We start from the raw sequence: 17,018 nt of genomic DNA, 5'->3' as shown, positions 1-17,018 counted from the left end.
AGAGTAGTTAACTTAAGCCCTTAACTAAAGTTAGGGCTAAAAGCTAAAACCCGTTAAAACGGGTTCAATTTTCTGGGCGCGTTGAGAGTTGAGTTGTAAGCCATAGCGCAATTTCATAACCGTGATCACGGAAACCGCAATGTCATAATAAATCCGGGTTAGCTACCCCCCTTATAACCCAGTCCGCGCAGGCGGACTTTGTTTGTGTAGCAGCGATTTCAATCGCCTTGTTGGATCAGCTTTTGTTCTGTCGTATCCCATCAATAAACGCCATTCTCGCCTCAACTATATCAGACATTAACACACAGCGCACCAGCAACTCTAAATCCAATTTAGGTAGAAACTCACTGCGCTCAACTTGCTCATAGTCATTTTGCCGAAAACGGTAGATTAAAATTTTATTCTTTTGCCAAAACCAAACTTCAGGAATTTGAAACCGCTTGTACTTTTTTAGTTTATCCGTTCCGCCACTGGTGAGAGCCACTTCAATTGCCAGATCAGGATGGTCTTTCTTTGTGCCAATATAGTAAGACTCATCGGGAGCAAAGGAAGCACCTTTCGTTTTTGCTTCACGAGTTGCATTGCCAATCGGGATAAATCGAATACCCTTTTCAAATAAATAGGATTCTATGAGAATTGCTAGAAATTTTTTAATCATTTCATGGTCTTCACCCGTAGTCATGAACTCCACACACCCATCAAGATAAGTTAATTTTAATCCAGGAACCTCTTGCATCACGGCTTGAATTGCCTTGAATTGCTGCCAATTATAACGACCGGGTAGGATAAAATACTGGTCGTTAACTGGGTTTTGTTGTTCTGTAAGTTGTATAGTCATAGTGAATTTAAAGTTTTCGGGGGAGTACACAAATGCTTAGTAATAATTAAGCCAATCCAGACAAGTTTTAGTGTCTATTGAATTAGATTGGGTAATCGTTGCTCAACTTCACCGATATAGTCTACCAAACCTGTATGAATACCTCTTTCGCGCAGAAGTTCTAAGTCTGTATCTTCCCAACACTGCTGTTCGCGTCTCATATCTCCGTCCGTTAGCTGTTCAACTATGACTTTCGCATTTCTCATTCGATCAGGTTCTTGCAGTGAAGTAGAGCGTAATCTGTGTGATTCCGTACAAGGGTCAAACGTTAATCTAGTTTTTATCTCTGCTAAAATTTGTTTTTCCCGTTGATTCAAGGGAACAAATCCATTCAAAACCCATGCCTCACGTTTTGGATTCGCTGTACCAATAATAATTTCCAAGAAAGGTTGTCGATTAACCTGTTCTAAGCGTGCTTGTTCAAGCCCCTGGCGGCGCTCTGGTTGATTATCTAAATCACGGATAAAGAGAACCGCCTTAATCTGTCGCGTTCTTTGCAGGAAACGAACCAAATTCAGGACTTTTACAGATATTGCTCCATCAGCTTTTAACGGTTCACCCTTGCTATCATGACCCAGAAATCGTGGCGGTTTAAATCTCAGTTGTTCTTTTGCCTCGTCAATAATTTTACCAATGTCTCTCCAGCAGGAATGTTGTGTCCCATTTTGTAATCCACTCCACTGGAAAAAGTACTGAAGATTATCCTCATCTAACCAATCTACTTTCTCAACCAGAACACGTTCAGCTAATTTGGTAGCCGTTCGTGCATCTGCACCACTTTCCACGATAACAATAAACTCAATCACTTCCTTCTCCTGCAACAACCCAATCTTCGCCCTCAGCATCCCAAAACTCACCCGTTGTTAACGTTTGTTTTGCCCATTCCACATCAGGATGTTCATCTAACCGCTTGGAGACGGTGAAGCCGGAATCGGTATTATTTAAAACATGTACTTGAGCAGGAACCAGTTCATCAATGATATAGGGAGAGTGAGTCGAAAAGATAATTTGCAAATTGGGGTTGTCTTGAATAATTTCCTTAAAAACAGTCATCAATTCCCGTTGGGCTTTGGGATGAAGTCCCTGTTCAATATCATCGAGTAAAACCAAATTGGGTTGATTAGGATTCATCAGCACAGCCAGTAATCCGAGGGTAAGTATCGTTCCTTCGCTAACGGAATGGGCTGGTATACGCTCACCACTATTCATATCAAGTACGACTTCTTGTCCGGTAAGTTCTTGAGTTTCTTCATAAGGAATAAATTTACCATTGACTTCAAGGGAACGCTGGCGATTGACAAAAACCTTTGCTCGCTTGACGCCTACCTTGCGTATACCGGGTACGATTTGCCTTAACCTTTCCTCTAAAGCTTGAAAGTTATCAGGATTTTCATTACGCAGAAAGTCCAGAGTCGGCGCTAGTCCCGAACCATCGTACTCAACTCGCGGTGTAATTTCATCACTGTACGCTGCTTTGGCAATATTACTGGCTATTAGCTTAAGATAAACTGTATGTCTGAGAGACTGAGGAATGGGATATTCCGCATCTTTTAGTGAGCTTTGCCATCCCTCACAGTTATCGAGTTTGTCATCTACTTTCCACGATGCCTTTGGATACCAATAATCAGGCTTTTCTTGTGTCCAGCTATAGGATGCTTGCCAATCTTGCCGCTTATTATATCCCCAAAAACCGCTGGCAATAACCGACATATTTTTTTTGCCTGTCGTTGTAATAAATTGAGGTGATCTTTCCTGCTGGAAGATATATTTAAATTCTGAGCCAGCCAATCGACTGAGATAATGCAACGCTTGCAGTACTGATGTTTTTCCAGCACTGTTTTGCCCGACAATAGCATGTAAACGGGAACGATCAAAACTAATTTGTGTAGATTGATGGCTTTTAAAATTATGGAGTTCTAACCTTTCTAACATTGATTATATATCTACAATAGTTGGATTAGGCTTTTTGCTTGAGTCGGGCTTGGATACCGGGTTCTCCTTTGATGAAGTCGCTAATGACGCAGGTATCAAGCAGGTAGCGCATTAGAATAACTCCGGTTCGCGGGGTGGTAGAAGTTCATCTCGGTAAGATTCAAATGCTGGAAAGTCAGGATCACCTTTATAGCTAAGGATAGTATCTGACCAACAGGCAACTTTGCTTTGACTTGTTTGAGTCAATTGACGCAAGGATTGGAGGATAAAGCTTTCAAGGGGAATATTGAGTTGGGTAGCTTGTTGGATCAGCCTTTGTTCTAAGTCTTTGGGTATGTTGATTGTGATTTGCATGGGTTTTTCGGTGTTTATCGTAAGGAAGTGTTCAGTACATACGCTCGAACTACATTACCGGATGTAGATAATCTTTCCGCTTGTTCATCAAATTGCTTTCTAGCTTCATCGATACTAATTTTTTGCGTTTTTTTCTTCCTTGAATCCTGATCATCCCATTGAGGACAACTGAACCAGCCAATTAAATACAAACCATAACTACAAACATTATCTTTTAAGTAACGTTCAACAAGCTGAGTAGCCATTGCCGTCTTAACTTCACTATGCCAACACCCCTTAACTTCTATAATTACAGTTATCGAGTCATACGTTTCACCATTTGGTCGCTTTAGGACAGCATCTACATGAATATCAGTTCGCTCTCCAGGTTCATTTCCATAACCACGCCTCAGTTCTACTTCACGATTGACAATAATGCCTCTTGATTTCAAATCTTTATCAAGAAATCGTTTTACATAATCTGAAAAGGCATTTTCATCTACAGGTTTGAAAGTCTTGTCGCCAACCTTATCCCATAAATCTCTAACAGCAGGGGTTTCTCCTTGAAGTTCTAGTTCAAGACGCTTTAGAGATTCAATCAGCACATTGAGAAGTTGTTGACCATTTTGAACAAGACGCTTATTTTGATCGCTAACAAGTTGAAGTAACGCTTCTGGTTGAGGTGGTTTCCAGGTTTTGCGACGTGCTAAAATCTCAGTTTCCAATAGCCTCTGTTGTAATTTATCTCGTTGATCTGGAAGCTCACGGGTAATTTTTCGTAGTGCGTCGCAAGCTTCTGGAGTACCTCGTTCTTGCAGGCGTTGTAGAATATAGTTTTTCCACAACCTAACACTACCAGTTGATTCTAGTATTTGAGCTTGAATACCGATGAGTTCATTCGTCTCAGGTTCAGGCTCTTCAACTTCTGGGTATTGCTGGGCAATAAAGATGTATAAATCAGCTAGATATTCTTCCTTAAGCTGCTGTTCAATTTGACCTTGACGGATAGCTTGAAATGCAAGGGATTCCAATACTTGCCGACCAAATTCAGGATCTTGTTGTATAGCAGACCACAGAACTGACCAACTAGAGTTATTCGGGTAATTTGCAAGCATACGCGCAGCAACAATCGCTTTAGCCCTTGCTTCTCCTGATTCAGGTATTGGTGGAGAAACAAAAGGTAAGGCTAAAGCTGTAGCTTGAGCAATGTCATGATTAAAAATATCTTTTAGCAAAATCTCCAACATTCCAGCATTCAAGTCTTCATCTTGAACCCGGCTGAGAACCAAACTCGCTAGACACTGCCCCAGCAAATCGCTTGTCAATCGATAGACATCATTAGGATAACAAGTGCGAGGATGATAATTATTTTGAATCATTAAACGAGTCAGTGTTTCGATGAATTCATTTTGAGCGCTGTGGTATGCTGTTCTCACTATCTGTTGACAGAATTCATTTTTTCTTACTCCATTGCCATCAAATAAACTTATAAATTTAAGAATAACGGGTATCCACTTTTCCCATAGATCGGAAGAAATAGTTGAGATAAATTCCGGCTCTTGCTTGGCAATAAGATGCAGTGCTTGGTAGCCAGCAAATGCAGGATGAGAGAAATTATTTGTTCTTATCCATGTTTGAGTTTCTGGATTTCCAGTATCAAGGTAGCGTTTAGCGGTTTTGACAATTCTCGCTTTTGTATCTGCTTCCGCTTCTTCCCATCCAGGTAATCTTGTTATATCTGGCGTCCGAATATCATAGTGGTTATAGTTAGTACTCCTTAGCATCAGTGTCATTTCAACACATATTTGCCACCAGAGTTGAGGTTGTCCTGTTTCAACTTTTTCTAGAATTGCAAGTACTCTTTGCTTCGGTGGTGGATCGAGTAGGAGTTCTGGTTCAGGGGGTTGTGACAAGTTTTGTAATTGGAGATATTCAGCCTTGGCTTGCTTTGCTCTATCTGAGTTTAGTTCAATAGGAGTAATATCTGATTCAAATTCTGCCCTCAGTACTGGATTGCTACAGCTTGCTTTAAGAATAGCATCAATACGTTCTGAATCTCCACGCCAGTGTATCCATAGTTTCTTCAGGAGTTTTGCCCAAATTATTTGGATCTGCTCAGACTGTTCTAACTGATCGGAATAAAAGTGTTCAACTATCCAGAAGAAGTCTTTTTTAAGAATAATTAGTCTTAGCCAGGTTAAATTCTCTTCTGACCCTGAAAGCAACGACACTAGATTTTCTATGAGCTTACGACGTTTCTCGTCAGAATCTTTCAAAAATGGTTCAACATCAGCATCAGTATCCTCAATCGTATCGTGAGTATAGACTTGGCTTGGACGATCGCTTATAATCCATTCGTGATTTCTTAGCCTAAGTAATGCAATATTAGAGAATGCTTCAAGAACGCCTGGTTCGCCAAGGTTCTGCCAAGCTTTCAGCAGGAGTGAATCAGCAAGCTCTCTAAAGGGATAATGTTGTTTGTGTCTGTGAGGCTGTTGCTCCAGCCATCTTAAAGCGAATGGCAAATCAGCTAACTGAAGACGCTGGGCAAACTCCCACGCTATGAACTTCTGATATACGCCGCCGATAGTAGGGATAACACCTCTTGATTTGGGTTGCGAGAAACAATTTAATACCTCTTCAACTGTCATGTGGTTTGACCAAACAGCCCGGAGTCCATAACCCTTTAGTTCGTCGTTTGGATCATCTCCCGCTTCGCCAAGTGCAAGAGGTTTTAATCGTGCTTTGGTTCTTTCGTCACCAACGTAACACACTGTACAAGCTGCATGTTCTCTAATTTCATGGGGTTGTGTCGGATCAAGCGCAATATCTGCCAAGCAATCTTGTACAGCTTTCACATTACAGTGAAGTGCAATACTGATCGCCGTAAGCCTTGACCATTGGCTCTTCGTCGAATCACAAATATAGGCACGCAGTTGGTCTGGTAATTTTGAGTGATTCAGATTGTCATACCGCAAATATTGAAAAAATGATAACTTTTCTTCATCATGTAGTCTGAGTAGTGATTCAATCAATTTGGCTTTATTCGACTCGTCTGTGGTGGCGATATCACTTTTTAGTAGTACATCTGGATCAGTTTTCATAATTTCCTGAAACAAGTCAGGCATCATACTAGCTAGCCAAGCCGCTGTTTCCTGTAATTGAGGAACAACTCTCTGATCTGGATGAATAATCAGATCCAAAACTTGAGCCAAACTAAAATTGTGCTGATGCAAATACCATGCGGCTAAAAATTCAGCATAAGTTTGATGTGCCCATCCCATTCGATTTGTGCCGCGAGATGAAAACAGTCCAGTGTCTAAAACCTCTCTAATTGCGTTTTCGGTAACTGGGCAAACTCTTCCATTAGCGGTTTCACTTCCTAAACATAGTTTTCCCAGCAGAACATCTTCATCAGGAACGTTTCCCCTGTTTTGTCCAATCCAAACAGCAAATCGTCTAGCAAAAACGGTGACAGCAGCAATACGGGCTGCAATAATCAGACGCTGTTCAACCTCAAGATTATTAGGTTTTCTTTGCGGATGATAGTTTTTATCTCTCGGTTCTTCACAAAGTACACTACATCCTTGAAGGTAGAGATCTGCGAGCCGCTGATTGGGAGGAAACTGTCCGTTGTTACGCTGAAAAATATTCACAAGGAAGTCCAGCGTAATTGGTTTGATTGCGAATGGTTCAGCACGTTTACGATCAACCTCGTACATAAATACAGCAGGCTCTAAGCCACATCTCTCTACGGCTCTCTCTACATCAATTCGACGTAGTGGAGTCAACTCGTAGATGCTTAAATTGTCCTTCGTCCAAAGTTTTTCTAATCCTTCTTCCAAAACCTTGGGAAAAACAGCCGTCCGACATGCTATTCGGAGAGAGAGGCGACTAAGTTGCTCGCGGTATTCCTCCTTACCGAATTCTTCAACTAGCAATCTTGCTAAGGTTTCAATCCTCAGCAAACCTTCATCCAAGCTATCCAGAAATACATAGAGGCGGTGTGTACCGTTTATCCAGTCAGTGAAAGGTCTAGATTCAAATAGATTGCGAACTAGCCGATCCTCGCTGCCATAGGCTTGAAGATTGAGTGCAAGGACTTTATAAGTTTGGTTCGTTGTCCCTTCTGTATACTTTCTCAAGTTTTTCATCTCCTGAGATTTGCCAATACCTGGCTCTCCCAGTAAAACTAGGCATGGAATATCAGCGATCGCCTCAAGCGTCACAAGGTTAGGATTATAGTGCTGTCCCCATTCTGATTCTGGATCGACCAAATATCCGCGATCGCTAAGATCAATATAACCTGATCGAGGACACCAAAACCTTTTCCAATCGTAATCCTGCTCAGACATGCTGAATAACTATGGATTCAATTATTGTTTGCAGAGATAGTGAGATAGTCATAAATTGTGTTTTACTGAGATCTTGCACATTTGTCAGCCCCAGCATCAGCCAATAACCCAAGTCCATTTTAATAGACTAAAACTCTTATCCAGTCAGCTTTAGCTGACTTGCGCTTTTAGCCTTGGGTTTAAACCCAAGGCTGTTTAACTCAATTCTAGCCAACCAACTCAGTCGCCCGCTTCGCCAAATTCTCAGCCGTTAACCCATTAAATGCCATAATTTGACCTGCACTCGATGCCGTTTCCCCGCGCTTCCAGGCAAAAATATCGCGCTTAACGGTACTCCGTAACATCAACGGTTCCAGCATGGCACTCGCACCTCCGGTTACGCCAATCAACGCATCGCCACCAAAGAACTCCTCAAACCCTTGATCACTTAAAAAGTGGCTATCAGGATCTGTACAAGTTTCCCACGCCACATCATGGGGACGATACAAACGCCGAGGACTAATTACGGAAACAACTCGCACGCCAATCCCTTGATTTTCCAGATGAATGGCTGCATCTAAGACGGGAATCAGTGGCATATCGCCAATCACGGCAAACACGACTTTCTGACTCCCTTCGCTTTCATGGAGTACCACACCCCCATCTTTTAACGCTTGACGGGTTTGTTCAAATGTAGTTAATACCGGTAAGGGAGACTTACTCGCCGTAATCGTAATCCCCTTATTCTTCATCGTCAGCGCCCAGTCATAACACACCTGGATACTATTAGCATCACAGGGAAATAAGGGGAAAACATTGCCATTCCGCATCATCGCAGCAAAGTAATTTTCAATCTCTGGACGCTGGTGAGTCCACCCATTGCGCCCTTGTTCCAATGCCCCAGCGGTAAATAAGGTAATTGTCGCGGGTGTTGGACGGCGCAATTCTGCCATGGCTTGAGTAACGGTTTGCCATATCGGTAATCCATTCACCGCGAATGATTCATAGGAACACCAGAGAGTACGGGAACCAAACAAGGCTAAACTCGCCGCTAACCCCGCACAAGCATCTTCACTTAAGGGTTCGTAAACTTGACCCTTGGGTCCCTGATAATAGAGGTCATCGACGGTAGGATGGAGAATCTTCAGCGCCACGTTAACGTTATTAATGCCAGAGGCGGCATTCCCATCAGCGTTAGAAATGATAAAGTTAGGGTCTTGTTTCCCCACATAGGCAACCAACGCCCCCATCGCCGTCGTCGCCACTTGCTTATCACCCTTAATTTCAAATTCGTTTAAGGGTAATGTGCCTAAATCCGGTAACGATAACTCCTTCTCCGTCACTACCTGATGGGACGCGGGACCCCCAGCCGCCCGTTCAGAGTTGGTGCGTACCAGTTGCCAAGCCTCTGGGGGTAAGGCACGCTGTTTCAGGGCTTGAACAATCTCTTCATTGTCTAGGGTATGGTAGCCGTAGAGGTTGTGGGCTTTAGCACCTCGCGCATGGACACCAGCGCCTTTAAGCTGTTTGATAATCAGTACGGTAAGCTTACCGCCTAGGGCAGATTTAGCGGCTTTATCGGTGGCTTCTAATACGGCTTTGGTAAATTCCAAGCGTTTTTCCCAGGAAAAGGCGGTGCTATCCACATATTCACCGGGTTGATTGGCGTCGTCAAAGTCTTTGGCATTGACTAGGATAATTTCTTTAAATCCATTCCCTTCCCAATATTCAATCATCTCTTCGTTGGGTTTGGTGGATACCATGCTGTGGTGTTCCTGGGAGTATCCATTCCAAACTAAGATGGGCAGGAAGTTGGTGACATCGGGATAGGCGGTGTTGAAGTGACCAAAACTACTCATTATATATGGTTCACCAATTCCCCCATCGCCAATCGTTACGGGGAAGAGGGTATCTCGGTGGAGTAACGCCCCCGCCATGGCGAAATGCTGCCCTTGTCCCAGGGGTCCAGCCGGGTTGAGTAGTCCAGGAATTTGACCGGACAGGTGTCCCAGGAGTCCATGCATTTCCCGGAAGCGTTCCCGCATCTGTTGTACTGTTGTAATCCCCATGTCCTCTAGGGAACGGTCTAAAAACATGGTGCTGTAAAAGCCGGGGGCATGGTGTCCCACTTCGGTAATAATATTTTTATAGCCCAGCATGATTAATGCGGCGATGCCTTCGGCGACGCTGGCAAATCCGCCGGGATGACCGGATGCTTTCGATGCCGTGACTTGCAGGGTTAGGTAACGCAGGGCATCAGCCGCTAGGAGGGTTTGGAAGACAGCCGCCGGGTCAGATGGAGATGCGATCGCAACGTTGCCCTCAGCAATGGCAGGTTTTCCACCATACGTCTCCAAACCTGGTAAGGCTTGCCCAAAATATTGGATGCCTTCGCAAAAGGCTGGAACGGGTGACGTAGTTTTTGGGGTTGTTGCAGTCATGCTGAGTACCTTAAATAATTGTATCGGTAGATTAACTTTATGAAAATTTTACAATGTTTTGCAACTTAAATGTTGTTAAACTTAATCAGTTTTGGGTTATGTAGTGATAATTTAAGGTAATCAGACTGGATTCACGATAACGGCTCAGAAAGGAGTTGAATCTGTTTCACAGAATCAGGGTTATGTCAATAGGCGACAATTCGCTACTCTAAGAAACATGAACTCAAACACCCTGCCATGAAACTGCCTGAAGGTCCAACAAGCCCTGCCATCGTGCAACTGATCCAGTGGGTTATTGATCCTCTCGGAGTCTTGGAGAATTGTGCCAAGCGCTACGGGGACACCTTTACCTTAACTCTGAGAAACTTCCAGCCTTTGGTTTTCCTCACTCATCCCCAGGCAATTCGGGAGATTTTTACTACTGATCCCAAGCTGTTTGACTCAGGGCGGGGAAGCAAGATTCTGGAATCCTTGGTGGGAGAGAATTCCCTATTGTTACTCGATGGCGATCGCCACACCCAGCAAAAACGTTTGATTATGCCGCCCTTTCATGGGGAACGGATGCAGACTTACGCTCAATTAATTGGCGACATCACCGAACAGGTTGCCAGTCAGTGGCAAGTGGGTAAGCCAATCTGTATGCGGGAGCAAATGCAAGACATTACCCTGCAAGTGATTATGCAAGCCGTGTTTGGTCTGCGAGAGGGGGCGCGTTACCAACGCCTCAAGCCCCTTTTGGCAGCACTGTTGAATATGACTGACTCCCCGGTGAGTTCCAGTCTGCTATTTTTCCAATTTCTGCAACAAGATTGGGGCGCGTGGAGTCCCTGGGGGCGCTTTGTCCGGCGCAGGCAGCAAATTTATGAACTCTTGCAAGCGGAGATTGATGAACGTCGAGACCAGTCACATCTAGAAGGGGATGATGTTCTCAGTTTAATGATGTCGGCGCGAGATGAACAGGGTCAGCCGATGACGGATGCGGAGTTGAAAGATGAGTTGCTCACGCTTCTGTTTGCTGGTCACGAAACGACAGCGACGGCGTTAGCCTGGGCGTTCTATTGGATTCACAAGCGTCCTGAGATCTATCAAAAACTGATACAGGAACTGGATAGCTTAGGGACTCACGCAGAACCAATGGCGATCGCAAAGTTACCCTATCTCACCGCCGTTTGCCAAGAAACCCTGCGGATTTACCCGGTTGTTTTCATTACCTTCCCGCGCATTACCAAAGCACCGATGCAAATTATGGGTCGTGACTATGACACGAATACGGCACTCTATCCTTGTATTTACCTAACTCATCATCGGCAAGATATCTATGCCGAACCGGAACAATTTAAGCCAGAACGTTTCCTAGAACGCCAGTTTTCTCCTTACGAGTATTTACCTTTTGGGGGTAGTAGTCGCCGTTGTGTGGGTTTGGCATTGGCACAGATGGAAATGAAACTGGTTCTGGCGACCATTTTGTCGCGTTATCAGTTAGTGCTGAGGGATACAAAACCCGTCAAACCCCAGCGTCGCGGTCTAACCATTTCTCCAGAGGGGGGTGTGCAGATGGTAATGAAGGGAGTGCGATACGTTCTGAAGGAACAGGCTTCGCCAACGCATCCAGTGCCTGTCGGTACGGCTAGGGATGAAGTAGGGGCTGCTGAATAAAGGGGAAGCAGGGGAAGCAGGGGAAGCAGGGGGAAGGCGCGATCGCTACAATCAGAATAGATCCATAAGCGATTATCTTAAAATCACAAGAGATTACGTACTCCTATGACCGAAACGCAAGATAAACCAATTAATGAATCTACGTCTACCCCAGACGCAGCTCCAACTCAGTCGGGCAATTTTCTGCAAAGTTGGAAATTTAGAGCTGGATTAATCACGACAGCAATTGTTTCAATTTTTCTGGGTTTCTTCCTGCTGGTTTTCTTCTGGCATCACATTGTTGCTGGGATGGGGATGAATTCTTGGTCTGATCGTGCTGGTGCAGAACCCATTGAGTGCATGATGAAAGATACCAACAATGATGGTTATGTGAGCTGTAGTGCCATGCGGAACGGTGACGTAGTTCCCCTAGAATGTGGCGTCAGTATCTTTAATATTGGTTGCCGAGTGAATTATGGCGCGGCTGCGGCTCCATCGTTGCGTTCTTCTCCTAGATAAATGCAGCGTTAGCCTCCGTGATGGGGTTAACGAAGCCTCACAGTTGGGTTTTTGGTGGTTGAGTGGTGTTTAGGGACAAAAAATGATCCAAAGACCCAATTGTGGCAGATAAAATTCTGAATTAATTCTCACCTTATATAAGATATAAAGCCCGGAACCCGGAGTTCAAACTCCGGGCTTATAGCTAAAGTCCATTAAAATGGACTAAGACTAGAGATGCTTCCCTTGATAGTTGGAGAAGTCTAAGGTTCCTCAACTACGAACGAACAACGAACAAGCAATGGATCAAACTGTCCGTCTCACAGTCTATAATGAGAAGTACAGACTGACGTGAGAACCGAAGACATTGACTTCCCCGATTCCCCCTGAATTCCTGAAAACCTTGACCGACGAACGCGGCGTGTCTGACACTGAACTGGAGACGTTATCGTTAGTCCTGACGGGTCAGTCAACTCAGGACGAGATTGCCCACTTCCTGGGGATCACTCCCATCGCCTTGCGGAAGCGATTGGGTGAAGTTTATCGCAAGTTTGAGATTACGGGAACGGGTCCGGGTAAGTTAGTGGAATTGAAACAGCGTCTCATCTCTGCTTATCAAACTCATCAAACTCAGTCCTCTCGGCGTCGAGATTGGGGAGAAGCGCCGGATGTCTCGGTGATGTATGGGCGTAAAGAGGAACAGGAGAGGCTGAAGCAATGGATTATCAAGGATAACTCGCGCTTAGTCGCCATCCTGGGAATGGCAGGAATTGGTAAAACCACGTTGGCGGTGAACCTGGCGCAGGATATAGAGGAGGAGTTTGAGTTTATTATCTGGCGATCGCTTAGGAATCCGCTACCCCTAGACACCCTTTTAGCAGATTGGCTTGTCGCTTTGGGAAATCAGGAAGAATCGGATTTACCCAGAGACTTGAATGAGAGACTCTCTCTGTTGCGAGATTATTTAAACCAACACCGTTGTCTATTAATCCTTGATGATGTGGAGACAATTGTGCGAAGTGGTGATAGATTTGGACGCTATAGTCCTGACTATGAGGAATACGGGTTACTTGTGAGACAACTTGGTGAATCGTCCCATCAAAGTTGCTTATTACTTTGTTCTCAAGAAACCCTGAGAGATATCCGGCGATTAGAAACAACTCGTCCCTCCGTTCATTCCTTGCCACTTAATCCTTTACCCGATGCCGCCGCCCGCCAAATCTTAGCCGAAAACGGGTTAATGGGTGAGGAAAAATGGGATAGTTTGATTCGGGATTATCAAGGGAATCCCTTGGCTTTAAAGTTAGTCGCCGCGACGATTCAAGAGTATTTTAATGGGGATGTGGTGGAATTCACCAATTTACAAACTATTTTAGTTGATGATATCTTTCGGGAAAACCTCGACCGACAGTTTGAGAAGTTATCCGATTTAGAGAAAGAAATTATACAGAGTTTAGCGAGTCAAGATAAGCCGCTGTCTCTGAGAACGTTACAAAAAAATAATTCCATTTCGTTTTCGGAATTATTAGAGGTACTGGACTCTTTGCGAGGGCGTTCTCTGATCGAGAAGACTGGGACAGATAGGAAAAAGACAAGTGAACCCTTTTTTACCTTACAACCGATTATTAGGAAATATGTGAAAACCTACAAAATGAATGATTTGTAGAGACGTGGCATACAACGTCTCTACAGGTTTACCCTTCTACCCTTAATAGACTATGTGATTTACTGTATTAATTCCCACTGTAAACAGCGTCAAAATCCCGATGAATTGGAGTGTTGCCAAACCTGCGGCACTCCACTATTGATTTATGACCGATATCGGTTAATTCAACCCCTACGCCGATTAGATTCGCGGAAATATACCGATATCTTTGAGGTGGATGATCAGGGAACCCGGAAAGTGATGAAGGTTCTCAGAGAGAATCATAGCAAATTAGTCGAACTCTTTGAACGGGAAGCTTTGACGCTGGAACTTTTAAATCATCCAGGGATTCCCAAGGTTGAGAGTGATGGGTATTTTACGGTTTCTGTTAATAGTACCACCGAATTACACTGCCTCGTTTTGGAAAAAATTGAAGGACAGAATTTAGAAGCGTGGGCAAAACAATATGGGGCGATTTCTCAAGCATTAGCCCTCAACTGGTTGAGACAACTTCTGGAGATTCTTGAGTATTTGCATCAAAACCAATTCTTTCATCGGGATATTAAACCGAGTAATATTATCCTGAAACCAGATGGCAGATTGGTGTTGATTGATTTTGGCAGTGTGCGGGAGATTACAGGGACGTATTTAGCTAAACTTCGGGGAGATGTTGAATTAACTAAGATTATATCTGAAGGATACACCGCACCGGAACAAAGGCAGGGTAGATGTTTGCCCCAATCTGACTTTTATGCCTTGGGACGCACGTTGGTTCATTTACTTACTAATAAACCGCCTAGTTGTCTACCTATTAATCATAATACAGGGCAGTTAATTTGGCAAGATAAAGCACCACAAATCTCTAAACCTTTAGCCGAGTTTATCGATGATTTGATGGCGGATGCGGTGGTGAATCGTCCCAAAAATGTGCAAGCGATCGCGCAGGGGTTAACCCGCGTCAGTCTGTGGTTGCGGGGGTTGGGGTGTTGGGTGCGATCGCCTAAAGGAATTGCCACTATTATTACTCTAGGAATGATGGGAATTGGCGGATATTATGTCTCACAACCTTGGCGATTTCAGTATTATTTGCAACAGGGACGAGAAGACTTTATAGAACTTCGTTTAGAGCAAGCTAGATTAAATCTGGAACGAGCGGTTAAAATTAATCCTAATAGTGCCATAGCGCGTAGTGATTTAGGACTGGCTTGTAATTATCAAGAAGATTTTAAATGTGCTAAAGAACAATTTATTCAAGCTTTACAACTAAAGCCAGACGCTGAAACAGCGGCAACAATTCACTACAATTTAGGAGTACTTTACGAGTTAAAAATACCCCACAAAGACATCGAAAAATTTGACCTTGAACAGGCGCTGGCTGAATATAAACGTGCTATGCAGGATGACGGTTATGTCGGTATTGATGCTACGAACAATTTCGCCCGTCTACAAATCTGGCAAATGTTTAATTATGATTTAGCGATTAACCTGCTAATCAATGCGTTGCAGCGTACAGAAACCCTTGATTTAGATGAGACCGAAAAAAATAGTCTCCAATCTGTACTCTACAAAAATCTAGGCTGGGCATTTAGACAAAAAGCTGACTATCAGGAAGCCGAGAACTATTTGCAAACGGCAATTACTCTGGATGAAACTCAAGCCGCGCCACACTGCTTACTCGCCCAAGTACAGCAAAAACAAGGCGATGATAAAAAGGCACTAATTTCCTGGAAAAACTGCCTTGAATTCGAGTCTAGAGGATTGCCCGAAGTTCAAACTTGGCAAGGTGAAGCCCAGGAATATTTAAATGCACAGTAATTCTCTAAAGAACAATGGTGCGTTACGCTGCGCTAACGCACCCTACGATTTTGTTTATATAACCAATAATTTTGTTCAGACAAGCTATATGGCTAGAAATGTAATCGTTAATGTCTATACAATAATATTAATGTCTTCTGCTGCTACCCTGCTTTTGTGTTAATATGAAGCCTAAGGTATTATTTTCCTTAATCGTCGCATTTACTCTAGCAACGGGAATTGAGAGCATCGTCTGGCAACGTGCGATCGCGGATACCTCAAAGCCCAAACCAATCTGCCCAGAAAATGCTCCTTGTCGCCCACCCCGTCGCAGTGGGTTGACGGATATTCGGATTATCACTCCTCCCAGAGGTTCGCTGCTAAATCCCCAACCTACCCTATCTTGGACACCGCTAGCCGATACTCAAGAGTATACCGTGCGTTTGTTGCGATCGGGTGAAACTGTCTGGGAATTACCGAATGTGCGAGACACGGAAATTCCCTATCCGGCTAATCAATCCCCATTAACCGCCGGGATTAATTATGAATTGATGGTTGAGGCGGATGGAAAAGCTGGGAAATCGATGTTTAGACTGATGACACCCAGCCAATCTGAATCCGTGATGGCTGAGGTGGAAGAGATTCGCCAGCAGAATCTGAGTGCAGATGAAATGGCGTTACAACTTGCCCAGGTTTACCAAGACTATGACTTGATGACTTTGGCGATTCAAACGCTAACAGAGGCGATTGATACAAATAGCCAAAATTTAGAGGTTTATCACAGTCTGGGGAATTTATATAATCGATTGGAGTTACCAAGACTCGCTGAATTAGTTTATCAAGAATCCCTAGATTTGGCAAGCAGTCGTCAAGATATTGCCGGACTTGCCCAGGCGCAAATTGGACTGGCGAGATCCTTTGTGGCGCAGGAACAATTGCCGCAAGCTGTTGAGATGTTAAGCTGTCATGCATTTAAACTGTGATAAGAGCATTACCCTTATTTTTCAGTTTGCGCCCCCAGTTAATAACTAGCTTGTCTTCATTTAAAAGTTGATGCAACAAAGATTCTAACTCTTCAATGGATTCAAAAAGCCGATTAGCAATATATTCTTTTACTGAAATGCCCAATATTCATCTTTAATATTTACCCGAGTATAGTCCAGATTATAACTTAATTGAATTAGTCTGTCATTCAGCAAAAGAATATATTGCTAATAGGCTTTTTGAATCCATTGAAGAGTTAGAATCTTTGTTGAATCAACTTTAAAATGAAGACAAGCTAGTTATTAACTGGGGGCGCAAACTGAAAAATAAGGGTAATGCTCTTATCACAGTTTAAATGCATGACAGCTTAGCAGGTAATTACCTCCTAAAACAAGAGTCGCGAGCGCTAATAGTCCCAGAGACGCTGACCGCAGTTGCTGTAATGACGGAAACTGTTGTCTTGTGGCTAAAAAAAGCGCCAGCAATCCAAAAGCCATAAGAAAACGAAACCAGGTGATTGTATAAACATCCAACACCTGAAGAGT

General features: G+C 43.7%; 11 protein-coding genes and 4 pseudogenes. 6 read left to right on the top strand and 9 right to left on the bottom strand.

The annotated features are described in order from the left end of the window. Nucleotides 1–235 precede the first annotated feature (235 nt). The 7 genes and pseudogenes from RIG66_RS14805 to RIG66_RS14775 form a co-directional block, all read right to left on the bottom strand. Nucleotides 236–838 (bottom strand): Uma2 family endonuclease, encoded by a 603-nt coding sequence (locus RIG66_RS14805; RefSeq protein WP_446379235.1) that lies wholly within the window; start codon nt 836–838, stop codon nt 236–238. Between the two features lie 74 nt (nt 839–912). Next, nucleotides 913–1,683, bottom strand: coding sequence for a hypothetical protein (locus tag RIG66_RS14800; RefSeq protein WP_446379233.1), 771 nt, complete (start codon nt 1,681–1,683; stop codon nt 913–915). After that, the gene (locus RIG66_RS14795; RefSeq protein WP_446379231.1) at nt 1,676–2,809 is read right to left on the bottom strand and encodes an AAA family ATPase; all 1,134 of its coding nucleotides are present in this window, start codon (nt 2,807–2,809) and stop codon (nt 1,676–1,678) included. Before RIG66_RS14795 ends, RIG66_RS14800 begins: the two co-directional genes overlap by 8 nt. 28 nt (nt 2,810–2,837) lie before the next feature. Then, nucleotides 2,838–2,921, bottom strand: a pseudogene (locus RIG66_RS14790) (type II toxin-antitoxin system VapC family toxin); the annotation flags it as partial. Continuing rightward, entirely contained in the window at nt 2,921–3,163 is a 243-nt protein-coding gene (locus RIG66_RS14785) for a hypothetical protein (protein ID WP_446379229.1), read from the bottom strand. The pseudogene RIG66_RS14790 and the gene RIG66_RS14785, both read right to left, overlap by 1 nt. Nucleotides 3,164–3,177: 14 nt before the next feature. Then, nucleotides 3,178–7,497: an NACHT domain-containing protein gene (locus RIG66_RS14780; protein WP_446379227.1), complete on the bottom strand. Its 4,320-nt coding sequence runs from the start codon at nt 7,495–7,497 to the stop codon at nt 3,178–3,180. A gap of 206 nt (nt 7,498–7,703) precedes the next feature. Further along, nucleotides 7,704–9,917 carry a phosphoketolase gene (locus RIG66_RS14775; protein WP_446379225.1) on the bottom strand — a complete coding sequence of 738 codons (2,214 nt, stop codon included), beginning with the start codon at nt 9,915–9,917 and terminating at the stop codon, nt 7,704–7,706. 237 nt (nt 9,918–10,154) lie between these two features. On the opposite strand from RIG66_RS14775, the gene RIG66_RS14770 reads away from it, so the two are divergent. The 5 genes from RIG66_RS14770 to RIG66_RS14750 all read left to right on the top strand — a co-directional run bounded on the left by RIG66_RS14770 (nt 10,155) and on the right by RIG66_RS14750 (nt 16,472). Continuing rightward, entirely contained in the window at nt 10,155–11,573 is a 1,419-nt protein-coding gene (locus tag RIG66_RS14770) for a cytochrome P450 (RefSeq protein WP_446379223.1), read from the top strand. Between the two features lie 105 nt (nt 11,574–11,678). Further along, the gene (locus RIG66_RS14765; RefSeq protein ID WP_446379222.1) at nt 11,679–12,071 is read left to right on the top strand and encodes a hypothetical protein; all 393 of its coding nucleotides are present in this window, start codon (nt 11,679–11,681) and stop codon (nt 12,069–12,071) included. A 346-nt stretch (nt 12,072–12,417) separates the two neighbouring features. Then, nucleotides 12,418–13,716, top strand: a complete 1,299-nt coding sequence (locus RIG66_RS14760; protein WP_446379221.1) for an NB-ARC domain-containing protein — start codon at nt 12,418–12,420, stop codon at nt 13,714–13,716. A gap of 54 nt (nt 13,717–13,770) precedes the next feature. Then, on the top strand, nt 13,771–15,510 hold the full coding sequence (locus RIG66_RS14755; RefSeq protein ID WP_446379219.1) for a protein kinase domain-containing protein: 1,740 nt from the start codon (nt 13,771–13,773) through the stop codon (nt 15,508–15,510). A 164-nt stretch (nt 15,511–15,674) separates the two neighbouring features. After that, nucleotides 15,675–16,472: a tetratricopeptide repeat protein gene (locus RIG66_RS14750; RefSeq protein WP_446379217.1), complete on the top strand. Its 798-nt coding sequence runs from the start codon at nt 15,675–15,677 to the stop codon at nt 16,470–16,472. Here the strand turns inward: RIG66_RS14750 and RIG66_RS14745 are convergent. Next, nucleotides 16,462–16,608 (bottom strand): annotated as a pseudogene (locus RIG66_RS14745) (IS630 family transposase); the annotation flags it as partial. The gene RIG66_RS14750 and the pseudogene RIG66_RS14745 overlap by 11 nt on opposite strands. Here RIG66_RS14745 and RIG66_RS14740 point away from each other — a divergent pair. Beyond that, nucleotides 16,607–16,828, top strand: a pseudogene (locus tag RIG66_RS14740) (transposase); the annotation flags it as partial. The pseudogenes RIG66_RS14745 and RIG66_RS14740 overlap by 2 nt on opposite strands. On the opposite strand, the pseudogene RIG66_RS14735 reads toward RIG66_RS14740, so the two are convergent. Continuing rightward, a pseudogene (locus RIG66_RS14735) lies at nt 16,818–17,018 on the bottom strand (EamA family transporter); the annotation flags it as partial. The pseudogenes RIG66_RS14740 and RIG66_RS14735 sit on opposite strands and share 11 nt — an antisense overlap.

It is taken from the genome of Coleofasciculus sp. E2-BRE-01, from assembly GCF_040221695.1.
Classification (GTDB): Bacteria; Cyanobacteriota; Cyanobacteriia; order Cyanobacteriales; family Coleofasciculaceae; genus Coleofasciculus.
The sequence above is the reverse complement of the archived record's forward strand: the minus strand, read 5'-3'. Positions and strand labels throughout refer to the sequence as shown.